12 protein-coding genes are annotated in these 13,978 nt (G+C 41.8%); 10 read left to right on the forward strand and 2 right to left on the reverse strand.

The annotated features are described in order from the left end of the window. The 8 genes from AB0763_RS06810 to AB0763_RS06845 all read left to right on the forward strand — a co-directional run bounded on the left by AB0763_RS06810 (window position 1) and on the right by AB0763_RS06845 (window position 11,476). Window positions 1–540 (forward strand): hypothetical protein, encoded by a 540-nt coding sequence (locus AB0763_RS06810; protein ID WP_306099995.1) that lies wholly within the window; start codon window positions 1–3, stop codon window positions 538–540. Further along, window positions 541–942, forward strand: a complete 402-nt coding sequence (locus AB0763_RS06815) for a hypothetical protein (protein ID WP_306099996.1) — start codon at window positions 541–543, stop codon at window positions 940–942. Further along, window positions 942–8,315: a hypothetical protein gene (locus AB0763_RS06820; RefSeq protein WP_306099997.1), complete on the forward strand. Its 7,374-nt coding sequence runs from the start codon at window positions 942–944 to the stop codon at window positions 8,313–8,315. Before AB0763_RS06815 ends, AB0763_RS06820 begins: the two co-directional genes overlap by 1 nt. A gap of 3 nt (window positions 8,316–8,318) precedes the next feature. Next, window positions 8,319–8,693 (forward strand): hypothetical protein, encoded by a 375-nt coding sequence (locus AB0763_RS06825; RefSeq protein ID WP_306099998.1) that lies wholly within the window; start codon window positions 8,319–8,321, stop codon window positions 8,691–8,693. 15 nt (window positions 8,694–8,708) lie between these two features. Next, window positions 8,709–9,716, forward strand: coding sequence for a radical SAM protein (locus tag AB0763_RS06830; RefSeq protein WP_306099999.1), 1,008 nt, complete (start codon window positions 8,709–8,711; stop codon window positions 9,714–9,716). Beyond that, a complete protein-coding gene (locus AB0763_RS06835) occupies window positions 9,716–10,240 on the forward strand; it encodes a hypothetical protein (protein WP_306100000.1) in 525 nt (174 codons plus the stop codon). Before AB0763_RS06830 ends, AB0763_RS06835 begins: the two co-directional genes overlap by 1 nt. Before the next feature lie 14 nt (window positions 10,241–10,254). Next, complete coding sequence (locus AB0763_RS06840) at window positions 10,255–10,620, forward strand: D-Ala-D-Ala carboxypeptidase family metallohydrolase (RefSeq protein WP_306100001.1); 366 nt, start codon at window positions 10,255–10,257, stop codon at window positions 10,618–10,620. Window positions 10,621–10,756: 136 nt separating this feature from the next. Further along, the gene (locus AB0763_RS06845; RefSeq protein ID WP_306100002.1) at window positions 10,757–11,476 is read left to right on the forward strand and encodes a hypothetical protein; all 720 of its coding nucleotides are present in this window, start codon (window positions 10,757–10,759) and stop codon (window positions 11,474–11,476) included. A 29-nt stretch (window positions 11,477–11,505) separates the two neighbouring features. Here the strand turns inward: AB0763_RS06845 and AB0763_RS06850 are convergent, their stop codons facing one another. Both AB0763_RS06850 and AB0763_RS06855 read right to left on the reverse strand, forming a co-directional pair. After that, window positions 11,506–12,264: a helix-turn-helix domain-containing protein gene (locus AB0763_RS06850; protein ID WP_306100003.1), complete on the reverse strand. Its 759-nt coding sequence runs from the start codon at window positions 12,262–12,264 to the stop codon at window positions 11,506–11,508. After that, entirely contained in the window at window positions 12,261–12,776 is a 516-nt protein-coding gene (locus AB0763_RS06855) for a hypothetical protein (RefSeq protein WP_306100004.1), read from the reverse strand. Before AB0763_RS06855 ends, AB0763_RS06850 begins: the two co-directional genes overlap by 4 nt. A gap of 615 nt (window positions 12,777–13,391) precedes the next feature. On the opposite strand from AB0763_RS06855, the gene AB0763_RS06860 reads away from it, so the two are divergent. Together AB0763_RS06860 and AB0763_RS06865 are read left to right on the forward strand one after the other, a co-directional pair. Beyond that, entirely contained in the window at window positions 13,392–13,688 is a 297-nt protein-coding gene (locus AB0763_RS06860; protein WP_306100005.1) for a hypothetical protein, read from the forward strand. After that, entirely contained in the window at window positions 13,642–13,968 is a 327-nt protein-coding gene (locus AB0763_RS06865; protein ID WP_306100006.1) for a MarR family winged helix-turn-helix transcriptional regulator, read from the forward strand. The genes AB0763_RS06860 and AB0763_RS06865 overlap by 47 nt, the downstream gene beginning before the upstream one ends. Window positions 13,969–13,978: the final 10 nt, after the last annotated feature.

The raw sequence follows: 13,978 nt of genomic DNA on the forward strand, positions 1-13,978 counted from the left end.
ATGTCACAGCAGCAAATATTACTTTTAGAACTTCGCTACAAAGATCACAGTACGGGAGAAGTCACGCCGATACGTCTCACAAGCGCTCCCCATAACGTAATACATGCAGGTGTTACATGGACTGCTGCGGGTGATCTTCTTGAAGTAGGAGAGACAGAAAGCACTTATGAGCTGATAACAGACGGTCTCGAAATAAAGTTATCTGGTATCAATAGGGCTTACCAAGCCATCATTGATCGGCAAGGTTTCCGTTATGCTCCTGTTGATGTTCTCTTAGCAACACTTCCTCAAGGCTCTAATGAAGTGAGCTCCGCAAAGTATTATCACCGAGGTTTTGCTCTGACGCCAGTTACAGAGTTTGATGAGACGACAGGGTCTATCACCATCTTATTTGAGACACAATCGGCTTTTCGAGACTTAGACAGAAAAAGCCAATTAATGACTACGTCATTAGCTCACCACCAAGCACTCCATCCCAATGATATGTTCTTCCAATATACAGCAGATACCTCGTTTGGGGATGAAAACTGGAGGGACTAAATGTTTGATTACTTTCGAGAAACAATCGAAGCATATAAAGGCCAAAAGCACGTTAGGGGTAAAGTGGACTGTAATTTACTGGTCTTGAAGCTCTTTGACTTGGATAACCACGAAAAAATGTTCGGAAGATATACCACTATTCGGGGAGGTGTAAGGGTCTCTAGAAAGGTCTATGGGGTGTCTTCTATCTATGAGTATTTACAGAAAAATGAAGACTTTAGAGAAGTACCTAAAGGTTTTCAAAGACCGTTTGACGTTATTGCTTTTAAGGATACTCATAACGTTTATGTGTGCTTAGGAAAGTATTGGTTCGGTGTTGGCGAAGATGACATTTTCAGTTTTGTTTCTCCTTCAAATTATAAAAAGGAGGACTATGTAGTTTATAGAAAGGAGTTAAATTAGTGGGATTAGAAGTTTCAACTATTGCGCTAATCACGGCAGCTGTCTCTGTAGGGGCTACCGCGTACATGATGATGAACATGCCAGAAGCGTCAACATCATCAAGTGCTGGTACTAGTATCACTAAAACGGGTACTCAAGCTTCCAGAAACCGAGTTTATGGGACAGCAATTGTTGGCTGTTCATCGGTTTATTCAAATGTTTACGATAAGAATTCTTCATACCGATTGGATGTTTTTGCTGTTGGTGGAGTGGGTACGCTAACACTTCACAATGTATGGATTGAAGACGTTAAGATGTTTGAAGATAACATCACGTATGTGTCAAATCCCTATGTTGCAGCCGATAGGATTTTCGATTCTAGTGAAATGAAGAGTCGTTACCAAAAATCTTCAGAATTTAAGATGCAGTTTCGCTCAGGTCACGAAGATCAAGTTGCTGCTCAATTGGCAATTGATTATGGCGATGGTGAATGGACTACAGAGCATAAAGGAGCTCTAGTTCCTCATATTGTGATCATGGCTGATTACTCTTTAAATCAGGATTACGTATTTTTCAGTGATCGCTACACAATTAAAGCTCTAGTCTCAGGGAGTGAAGTCTTCGATCCGCGCTTGGAAACCAACATATTTGAAGACGCTGAAACTTGGAGCGGGTCTAGTTCCAATGTTGCTTTGGCAGTCTTAGATTACCTCACCTCAACATACTATGGGTTAGGTATTAGCTTAGACTATATTGATGTTGATTCTTTCGGTTATGCCGCAACATTCTGTGAGACAAACGGGTTGGAAATTAACTCAGCTATTAATGCAGATGACTCGTTTGCTGAAGTCCTTCAAAACATGCTTGTGTGTTGTGGCGGCTCACTAACAGTAGTCAACGGTAAGATCAAGTTTGCGGTAGAAGAAAAGGAGTTAACAGCTGTCTATGATTTTGATGATTCAACCATAATCAAAGATAGCTTAAAAGTGAGTCCATCTTCTTCTTCAGATTACTACAATGCAGTTAGTACCACGTTTAAATCTGTCATTAATAGTGATAATGAAGACGATTACATCATCCCTGCTGACGTAACTTCGGATGCTAGGATTTTACAAGATGGAGAGGTCATAACAAAAGATATTGATATGCCTTATGCAAGGGACGCTTACGATGAAAATGGAGCAACTAGGTGTGTAAAGTACATTACTAACCTTGTGTACAACAAATCACTGTTCCAAACGAGTGTCACTTTTGATGTTGACCTGCATGATTACCCTCTAATAGAACCCCTTAGCGTTATCTCAATTACCAATGACATTTATGGCTTTGAAAAAAAGAAATTCAGAGTAGTTTCTCTTGGTATTTCGGCCAACGCTGATAGTTTCAATATAGCAACAGTAACAGCGATTGAATACGATGACTCCGTCTATGAACAGCAAGACGGCAGCCTTACATCCAAACCAATTACAAAGAGTTATGAGGAAATTCTTCCTCCTTCGGATCTGAGCTTCTCCGTTCTTTCTTTTTCTACAGGCGGTACTGGTACTTTAACGTGGAAACCTAATTGGTATAACGCAAGCGTTGCTTACGACATTGAGTACAAATTAAGTTCAGAAAGCGAATGGGATCGTTATGTTTCTTCGTATAGGGATAGTTCACTTACTCTATACAATTTAAAGAAAAGTGCTTATGACTTCAGGGTGCGTACACACGATATAGTCTTAGGTACATCAACATGGGTAGAGTTAGTTAATGTAGAAGTTGCGCCAACATATACATTACCTTCTGTTACTGGCCTTAAATGTGACACAACAGGTAATGATTTTCGCTTCACGTGGGATGATATGGAAGGTTACGAACTGGATAACTCACCTTCAGCTTCATCTCCCTCTAGTGCAGGTTCTACAGGTACGCTATCTGATATTTTTAAGTGCTATAAAGTCCTGATTTCTGTTGATAACCAAGTTGTAAAAAGTGATACGGTAACTTCGAATCAGTATGTTTTGTACCTTGAAGATAATAAGGCTCTCTTTGATGGTAGTCCAACTAGAAGTGTCTTGATAACTGTTTCAGTTCAGGACATATACGGTGTTTCATCAAGTTTAGTAAGTCTTCAAGCTACTAATGCTCAAATTAGTGCTCCTAGCGATGTCAAAGTCACAAATACCAACGGAAGTTCAAAGGTAGAATGGCAGCCTCGTTCTGAGTCAGACTTTGAGGGGACGTTAGTTTATGTATCTAATACTAGTGGTTTCGTCCCAAATGAATCTAACCTCCACACTGTGTTGGGGAAAGAGTCTTTCTATGTGTATGACTTTGAGGAGAGTAGAGACGACTGTTACATGGTCTTGGCTCATTTTGATTCTTTTGGCCAAAGCTCTTTGAACTTTAGCGATGAAATAAAGCTATCATACAACGGTATTGAGGGAGCAAAATTAGTCAGGCTCATAGCTGACTCTCAAGTTTTCGTAACAGATAAAAACGGTAATACTTCACCTTCAACAATCAACTTGTCTGTTTCGACTCAGAATACGGAGGGTGAAGTTTCATGGTCAACAGAACCTAATGTACCTTTAAACAGCGGTAATGAAAGTAACGAATACTCGATTAGTTACTCCTCAATGGGAGCAGCTAAACAAGTTACAGTAACCGTGACCTGTGACGGTGTCACAGATAAAGTAACAGTTTATTCGGTACAAGACGGTCTTGACGGTAAAGACGGTATAAATGGAGTTGATGGTAAAGATGGGGTTGATGGTAAAGATGGTACTGATGGTAATACAATTTACGAACAGTATCGCTATGGTCAAGTCATAGCTCCAGATGCTTCTTGGACTCAGTGGGGAGCAGACATGCGCTCAACTGATATTTACCGTCAAACAAGACTAGTCGTTAATGGCGTCCCCAATGATGGTGGGACTGTCCACAGGATCTCAGGTGTTGACGGTTTAGATGGGGCAGATGGTGAAAGGTTGTTTGTGCTTTACCACACTAACCCTGTAGGTACAGCTAATAGACCATCCACACCTACGGACAATTGGGAGTCTGAAGGTTGGTCTGAAAGTGCCGAGGATGCTCATTGGATGAGTCAGAAGTTAGCAACAAGTATAGATGAGCCTCTAACGTTTTGGTCTTTCCCTATAGCTATGTCAGGTCAAGATGGGGTCGTGGATTATAATGAAGTAGATTCACGTATTAACTCTGCTACAACAACGGTTGAATCAACAGTCAAGACATACGCAGACTCTGTGGCCTCAAGTGCCGAGTCAAACGCTAAGACCTACGCGCAGTCTGTATCTTCGAGTGCTGAAACTAGCGCTAAGACTTACGCTGATGATAAGGCTTCAACAGCTGAGTCAAATGCTAAGACCTACGCAGAGTCTGTATCTTCAAGTGCTGAGTCTAATGCTAAAACTTATGCTGATGGTAAGGCTTCAACAGCCGAGTCAAACGCTAAGACCTACGCGGAGTCAGTAGCTTCAAGTGCTGAAACTAGCGCTAAGACTTATGCTGATGGTAAGGCTTCAACGGCTGAGTCAAATGCTAAGACCTACGCGCAGTCTGTATCTTCAAGTGCTGAGTCTAATGCTAAAACTTACGCTGATGGCAAGGCGTCAACAGCTGAGTCAAACGCTAAGACCTACGCGCAGTCTGTATCTTCGAGTGCAGAGTCTAATGCTAAGACTTACGCTGATGAGAAAGCCACTGAGACCATTCTATTTTCAGAAGCTATGGAAGCGGCTGTTCCTAGCAGATATGAGGCAGAAGAAATATGGAGCGGTAAAGGAAGCTATCCAGCGAACTTTCCAAACCTAAAAGCTTATTCGGACTCAAGTGTAACTGAACTGACTTACTCTGAAGCTGTTGCTTATGCTGACTCAATAGGTGCTCGCTTGCCTACACTTTACGAGGTCAGAAACCAAGCAGTTAAGGGCTCTGGAGCAGGATATGACGCTGAGATTGTCTGGACTCAAACTAAGGCAGGTGTGGGTAAGCGTTGGGTAATTATAGGTACTGGCTACGGAGAGCCTACTGCTTTGGATGAGGGTTCAACAGCCTACCTGCGTATGGTCGCTGAGATAGACCATAGTGAACCAACCTTGGCAGCTAACCGTCAGATGGTAGTGAATGCCGAGTCAAACGCTAAGACTTACGCAGATGGTAAGGCGTCAACGGCCGAGTCAAACGCTAAGACCTACGCAGACGGTAAGGCGTCAACGGCCGAGTCAAACGCTAAGACCTACGCAGATGGTAAGGCGTCAACGGCTGAATCAAATGCTAAGACCTACGCAGACGGTAAGGCTTTAACTGCCGAGTCAAATGCTAAGACTTATGCTGATGACGTTGCTCTCAGTGCTACGAACTATGCCGAAGGGCTGGTAGATGCGATTAGTCTAGGCGGCCTTAATGTAGTAGACGGCACAAAAGATGCCTCTGCAAACGCAAAGGCAAATTACAACACTGAAGACACTTATAACGGCTTTACAATTACAAAGGGTTCAATACCAGAAAGCGGTTATGTTGACTTCTATCATGTAGGGGCTACAAGCTTATCAGCTGAGACTTCTTACACTTTGTCTTTCTATGCGAGATCTGATGTTGAAGGCGCATGGCTAAGATCATATTTTTACTCTGGAGACGGTACAACTCTATCTGCTAAAACAAGTAGCGGTAGTAGTAACACAAATGCTGATGGGAGCACTGTTACTTACCTCTCAACAGAATGGAAACGCTACAGTGTAACTTGGACTGTTTCAGAAGGGACTACTGTTAAGGCTCTTATTGTGGGTAGACAGTTCAGTAATTCGGTGTCTGAAGCTTACGTTTGTGGCGTTAAATTAGAAGCAGGGAACAAGCCTACTGCTTGGTCTCCCTCAAGCGGTGATCTTGAGCTTTATTCGCAGGCTCAGGCCGAGTTAGCCGAAACCCAAGCGAAAGCTTACGCTGATGGTGTAGTTGATGCGGAAGAGCAAAGAGCTATAGCTGACGCTCAGGCTAAAGCTGACGCTGCTGAAGCCAATGCTAAGAGCTATACTGATGTCAGCTCCAACACCCTTAAAGACTCTTTAGAGATTGTTAATGCTTTTAATAAATGGAAGTTTAGTCTATTTCAGGACTTAACCTCTTCATCGACCCCCACCATTGATGTGTTAACAGGAGAATCTCCAACAGATGAATACTTCGTCGATGATGGCGTGTCACTAATACACAACATTGGTAGTAACTATCTTGGTCTTTTGGAAACAAAAGTTTATGTTTCTGAAGTTAAAACGGTTAGTTATACAATGACCCATGACGATGGCTGTTCAGTGTATGTTAACGGTGAAAGTGTTTACAGCTCAGGTAAATATACAGTAGGAGGTCAGGTTTCTTATACCTTGAGCAAAGGGTGGAATCGTGTCTCCTACCTATATAGAGAAGTTCAAGGTGGTGACGGTGTTTGGAACATTAGTGTGCCGCTTTCTCAGCTAGTGGACAAGTTAGGCGTCCTCGATCTGTCTGTCTCAGTAGCAACCGAGACTTATGCTGATGACAAAGCCTCCACAGCAGAAACAAACGCTAAAGGTTATGCTGATTCAGTGGGAGAGAATGTTTCAGACGAAATTGTTAAACGGTCAGGCGTTAATTTACTCCCTATTGTTTACAGCGACCTAAAATCGGCTTCCTCTTTCCCTTATAGACTTGGTGGTTCAGGAGGTACTGGAAGTCCTGAAGTAGTAAGTGGCACATTTGGTGATCGGTCTTGCACAGCAATCCGCTTTGGGCTTGGTTCTAGTGGAGGTGAGCGTTATTTGGGCTTTACCTCTTCATGGGCTGATTACAACATCAAGCGTCCAGCAGGTGCTTCTATTATCATAAGCGCATGGGTTATGTATGACTCTGTTACTAAGGGCACTGTTCAGCTATACATGAGGGACTCTACAGGGAAGTACACAGGAAAAAGCTACTCGCTTTCAGCTTCTGAGAATGAGTGGCAAAGGGTCTCTGGAAGGTTTAACCCAACGGATGATGCCGATAGCTTCTTGGTTCGTATTGATGCCGATAGCTGTACAAACGGAGGGTATTTCTACATTTCTGATGTAATGGTAGAAGCCTACGAAGGCGGTGAGAGTAGTCCTACACCTTCGGTTTATAGCCCTTCTGTATTGATGCCCGATCAAGGTAGTTATATTCAAAACCTGAACGCAGACAATATCACTTCTGGTCAAATATCAGCTCAATACGTACAAGCTGATGTCTACAACGGTACTTTAGTTAACGCTTCAAACATCAACGTTGGTCAGTTAAATGCTGACTACATCAACACGCGCTCCTTTACAGGTGACAGTGCGATCTTTGATGCTGATGTTTATGGTGGTACTTTTACAGGCGCTACAATACGGACTGCCGATACTGGAGCGCGAGCTGAAATGAATCAGACTGGCTACCGTTTTGCTGCTTATAACACTAACAACAAACCTACTTTCTATGTTGACGAAAATGGTGATGTTGTAATGAACTCTGGAACAATCAGCGCAGACCTTTTAAGTGAATCTAGCCGTAACTCAAATATAGTGACTTGGGTGGGTGAAGCTGGGCAAGGCGGTAATGCTACCGTAGATTACTCTGCGGCCTTAACTACCGACCTAAACTACTTCACTATCACTAACGACATGCTCACCACAGGAGAGGACGGAACGCTTACTGTAACGTTCTGTGTTTCAAATGGTTATCTCTTCCAGAACGACACTTCAGGTGCAGGTGAAGCTGCTCCAGAACAGTCCACACTTCCTTCAGATGCCGCACCTACAGTTTACTTTGTAGATAGTGATAACAATGTTGTCAGTACAGTTTATAGGATGGGAATATCCTATACGACTCAGTCTGCTGATGGGGAGGCTGCTTCAAAAACAAGCACTGCTACTAACGGTTGGCGTAAAACCTACGCTCACTTCCGTATTGATGGTATTAGCATGAGCCCAGACTTGGATGAGTGGACGAACCTTAATGGATACAAAATTTGTGTCAGTCTTTTGGATTCGTCTGAAAGAGTTGGTTTGAAAGCTCTGAGCCAGTCCTTGGATAGCTTGGAGTATATTGAAGAAAGTGTAGGAGGTCGTTATCTCCCTCACTCATACAAAGTTGTATGGGAGGGCTATTCCAAGACTGTTACAAATGAGTGGGGAGCTGGTTTATACGCTGTCATTGGTATGGACAAAGGTACTTGGCGGCGCTGGGGCTTAGTCTATGTATGTGACGTTAATGAGAACGAAGGTTTATATGCGTACGAAGATGAAACTAGAGCGATCTTCGGTACTTATAGCGGAGCATATGTGGAGTATGACTACAGTTCCTCTATCTTCAAAAACTCCGAGGGATATGTATGTAAGATTTTAAAGATTACTGGGAGGTAATAAATGAATGATGCGTATGGGCTTCTAAAAACTAAAGAAGTCCATACCGTCTACTTCAGAAAAAGTAACCTTATGGAGTACCAAATTTTTCCTGCTCCAAAAGATTTAGAGAATTGGTATCTCTATGAAACTAATGATCTAAGCGAAGTAGGCGGTATGATGTATGACCCCTCAACGGGCACTTTGGTGTCAACCCCAACCCCTACAGAGGACACTTTGCGTTGGCGTAAAGAAGCATACCAACAAGAAGCAGATCCTCTTTATCTCGATGCTCAATTCGATATAGCTACAGGCCGAAAGACTGCGGAAGAGGCGCTACAGCCTTGGATCGCTAAAGTGGCCGAAATCAAAGAAAGATTCCCTCTACCAAACGAATAATAAAAGGAGGTCGTCTTGTATTACGACAACGTTTCTTATCAAGTTCAGGTAACTAACGATTGTTTCTTGGCTTGTGACTACTGTATGACAGCAGAAACCAACACGAGAAAGCAGGTTGCTTCAACGGATACCGTTAAGATACTTCTTAATGCCTCACGTGGTTTCCGATCTGTTTACATGGTGTTTCTAGGTGGAGAACCCTTAATGGCTGGTAAAGGGTGGTTCGAAGAAGCCTTCTCACACATCAACCATCAAGAACACCTTTTGGTCAACTCTCGAATCTATACGAATGGGCTTCTTTTAGATGATGAGTGGGTTGATCTATTTAAGCGAAATAAATGCCAGATTGTCTTTAGTTATGACGGTCTGGGTAACGGTAAGAAAGGCAGCAAGCGAGCATTAGAGAAGCTTACTACTTACTCTGATGCAATCACGTATGCCTCTATGACAATGAGTGATAGTAATTATAAGAGCCTCATTGATTGCTATAAGCAGGTCTCAGAAGCAGGTGTTAAACGCTTTGCTGTCCAATTCGATATTTACGCGAACAGCGAGCTAATGACTTTGTTTGGTCGTGAGGTTTGTAAGCTGTTTGAGTACATTGAGTCTAACCCTAACGGTGCTAAGTTCTCTACTTACAATGACGCTCGTTTCGTTATGACAGGTAAAGGAAGACCTCTCTCCAACGAGTTTGACCTCACCGTCATTAACAACGATTACTGCATCAATGCAGACGGTAACATCACATTAGGTGTTCCTGATTGTTTAGACCCAGAATGGCAGCTAGGTAACGTGAAGGACTTAAAGCACGTTAACGATCTGCTTTTCAGTGACGTTATGCGTCAAGTTAATCGTGACTATGTAGAATCACTAAACCTCATTGGTGATCTCGCTAAGGTGAATCACTTGACTCATGGGGGCGGTTTCTTCTTCGATAAGAAAGGAATCATGCCTATGAATCGCCCAAACATCCCTAAGCTTCATTGCTATCGTGAAATCCTTAAATACTTTGGGGAGGTCTGATGGCAAGTCTACTAGCTGTTCGTCAGTTTCAAGAGGGTCAGGCTATTGGTAGTGACTGGTTGAGCAAGGACTATCGAGTTGAATTGGCTACGGAAACTGATCTTGAAACTGCTGATTCACTTTACGAATCAGTGAAGAATCTACCTATGGGAGAGAGTTATTTTAGGGATTACGTTAGTAACGTTCAGAGTATTAGTGAAGAGCAATATTGTGACGTTAAGTATCTCATAAAGAAATCCGATGGAAGTATCGTAGGTTACTTGGGTCTTGATACCAACAAGAGAACCATCAATGATTTCGCTCATATCCCTCTCATAGAAGACTATGATCCACTAATCACTTTATACATTAAGCAGTGGCTAAAGATTCATCCAGACTACGACAAGGTTTATTTTGTCATGCGCTACGGGCGAGTAAAGACTTCACCGATAGATAAACACTTAGGAGTAGTTATGGTGGGCTGTATCAACCCAGATGCTCCAGATGAGCACTCTAGTCACTGTTATTTCATGCGTACAGAATAACGCTAAGGAGGTTTATGTCTCGTTGGAAAAACTTTTCTGATGATGAATTGAATTGCCGTTGTGGTTGCGGTCAATCCAACCCAAACCCTGAATTCATCGAACTAATGAACATCATCCAATTCATGAGGGATTATCTCAAAGTTCCTCTTCCAGTCACTTCAGCTTACCGCTGCGAAAACCATCCAGTCGAGAAAAAGAAAGAAAAAGCAGGCTGGCATAGTAAAGCAGCGATTGATCTTCAAGTATCTCGTGGGGTTGCTCACGAGGTCTTGGAGCTGGCGATTAAACTAGGTATCAAAGGTATCGGAGTGAATCAAAAAGGCGATCACCGATTTATTCATTTGGATATGCGTCCTGAACGTATGGTTTGGTCTTATTGAGCTAGTGACCATCGTCAACGTGCTTCTGTTTTCGCTCATCATCAGTGTATTTCTGTTATTTTATACTGACATATAGCTGCTCAGGTTGATTCTAGGCAAGACCTCTAATTTACTAACATAATAAGGTGTATTTGATATGAACAAAGATAGCTCACAACAAGCCTACTCATTGATAAAATTCTTCACCGAAGAAGAGCATTACAAAAGCTTCTTAGAGGGGACAAACCTATTCCGTACACCTCATTACTACCGTAAATGTGAAGATACTGGAAGAGGAGATCGCCATGAATCTTGTATCTATAACTGGGATGAGAATACGGGTAGACCTAAGCCTAAGTTTAACCATCCAGATATAAAAGATAGTTTTAAAAGTGTCTTGATTTACCCTGCTAATGAGCAAAAAGATTCTTGGATACAGTCTTGGGCTATTATAGGAAACGTAAATGGCTTCGAAAATTCGTTTGAGCAGCTCCAAGAAGAGTTTGGTCGTTTTTTTGTATTGTTGCCTTTTAATAAAATTGAGGCATACAAACGTTTATTAGAGAAAGCCAGCGGCTTAAAAGTTAATTGTTGTGCATTGGGTTACTCTGATGACCCAACAAAACGCTCATTGACGGTTAAAGACAGTAAGTTTAGCTATCAAAAAGAATTTAGGTTTTTCATCGGAGAGTGTGGCAAAGATGAGTTAAAAGACAAGTGGTTGGAAACACCTAAGATTAAAAAGTTACTTATGGATGCTAAAAGTATAAAACTCACATCACCAAACGGTGTTATTAGATATTACACCGTTGGGGGATCGAAAGTTGTCACCTCAATTCCCACTTATGCCAAACACCTTACTCAAGGTAAAATGTAGCCTAATCCTCTAGGCTACATCATATAAGGTCAGGCTCTGATTTCTTTGAGTCTTCTACATACCGTTGACTGGCTGATGCCTAACTCCCTAGCGATCAAACGTTGGGACATTCCAGACTCAGCCAGCTCACGAATCCTATTACCTTCTTGATTGACTGATTCAGTCTCAACGACTCTCTCAGTTTTCGACTCGATCACTTCTTCATATTCCCTCACAGATTGTTCTTTCTTAAACTCCATCGACAAGAGGAAGAAAGCACACACATCAACCACTACAGCAATCAAGATATAAAGGCAGTTACTGGCCGCAACGATACTCACCCCAGTAACCTGAGAGATTGTCTGTACCATCCCATAAGAGGCACTTAGGGTAGGTTTCTCTAGCATCAATAAGTCACGCTGTAACGTTTCAATTTCATCGTTAAGAGTAAGAGACTTGGTGATGTATCCTTCAGAGATATAAGCCGTTCTAGCAGCTTCTAGAGCCTCTATGTTACTCGTTAAGGTCTTCACCTTGTTCTCGTATTGTTCAACAGTATTTTGCGTGTCTTGCATACCGTTCTGAAGAGAACCAATTGATGCAGCGATTGATAGAACGCTAAGAACAACGCAAAGGAAAGCTCCTGTGATTGTCTTAGAGAGGAACGCTGAGTATTTCGTTACCTCTATGACCAATGCAGTTAGGCCGAACACAACAGCCATGTATCCGTGGCCTAATGAAGACAATATTAGAACGGATAACACAACAGAAATCATGCAGGCTAGGGCAGATGTCATTTTGATGATCATAATGAATCTTCTCCATAGCCGTCCTCCCCGTAGAAGCTCATTGGGATGCCGTTTTCAGCTAACATTTCGTTTATAGCTAGGTCATGGGCGAAAGACTCTTCAGAAGTGATCTCCATGCCTTCTTCAGCGTTCTCCACAGGCTCTTTTCCTGCGTTTACAGCGATATTAAGGAACTTTTGGAATACTGCTTTAACTTTCTCACAAGCCTTTGTAGAAGCGTCTAGAGAGGCTTTACGTAGCTCTTCTAGTTTGTCTAGGTTTACGTAGTAAAGGTTCGCGCCTTTGAAGCCTTGGTTGTAAGCAATTGAGATTAAACCTAGTGATTCCAGCTTACGTAGAGCGTTTTGGATGGTACGTCGAGTGTATCCTTGCTTATCTGCAAAGAAGTTAATGAACTGCTGGATAGATTGGCTAAAGCACTCTAGACCAAACTTAGTCTTAAAGTGGTTATCTAGGAATTGAATTTGTTCAAATACTGCTGATTCTGATGGTGTTAGTTGTGTCAAGCGCATGGTGTGTGTCCCATAACGAAGAAAGGCACTGACTAGGGGTATCTCAATCAGAGTCACACACACGCAACTCTCCGTGGTATTGGCTATTTCCACGTGTCACCCTAATACAGTGCCTTTCAGAAATCCCACTACAAACAGATTGATCGTCTGTGTGTAGATAAATTTCTTAGCTTTCGTGCTTGAGCTTGATGACTCAAACACTGCGTGTGTGTCTTTTTGATGTAGTCAATTATAAGAAAAAGAAGAGAAAAAACAAGAGATAAACCTGTTCCTAATTAAAAAATTATATGTTTGTTTTTTTCTTTTATGTTTTACAGTTTATTTTTAAGGGGCGCAATTTGAAGAAAACCGATGTGTGGTTGGTTAACGATGGTAAACTTAATCAACCTTATTCAAGAAATACCCACAGGGTTATACACAACTTTACCCACAGCGTCATTTAAAGTGAGGTAAATCACACTCCAGTGAGTAAATTTATGTAAAGTTATGTCAAATTTATGTCATCATATGGCTCTTAATGTGACCTTGATCACATTTCAATGAGTTGTTTATGCTTTTTTAATCAATTATCATTTTTCGAAAAGATCAGTTGGACTTGTTTTTAAAGGTTTATTGATGTTAAATAATGACGTAACGGAACTAGTTTTTGATACCATTCTGCCTCTGTGTGAAGATGAAATGTTCATCGGTAAAGAGTCTGTTGATTCAGTTAACTATTGGTTTCTAGTTCCTAATAATTTGAGATCGTTTTTGGTAGATCTGTGGCAGCTTGGTTCAGTTGAAAGTCTTATCTTCTTTAACGGCTCTTTATTTGCAGGTTTCTCCGAAAGGAAGCTCAACAGGTTTGATTTAAAAGGGCAACAAGATGCAAGTAGAATTAAAAAGAGGATTGAATTTGGCGAATGTACTTAGAGAATACATTCCAGACTCAACCCCTAACGGTTTTGCTATATTTATCGTCATAGCTCAGAATGAAGGCTTAGCAGCAGGTGATTTAACAGTTAAGCTAGACATGCCCAAATCTACTATAAGCCGTAACCTAAGAAAGCTAGGTGAGCGGTTCTCACCACAACAGGCAGGTTTAGACTTAATAAAACTTGAACACGATGAAAGTGACTACAGAGTAAGAAGGGCTTTCCTCACTGATAGAGGTAGACAGTTCTTATCAAAAATAAAAGAAGCATTAGCTTAAAATCTTTACA

Source organism: Vibrio sp. HB236076 (genome assembly GCF_040957575.1).
Classification (GTDB): domain Bacteria; phylum Pseudomonadota; class Gammaproteobacteria; order Enterobacterales; family Vibrionaceae; genus Vibrio.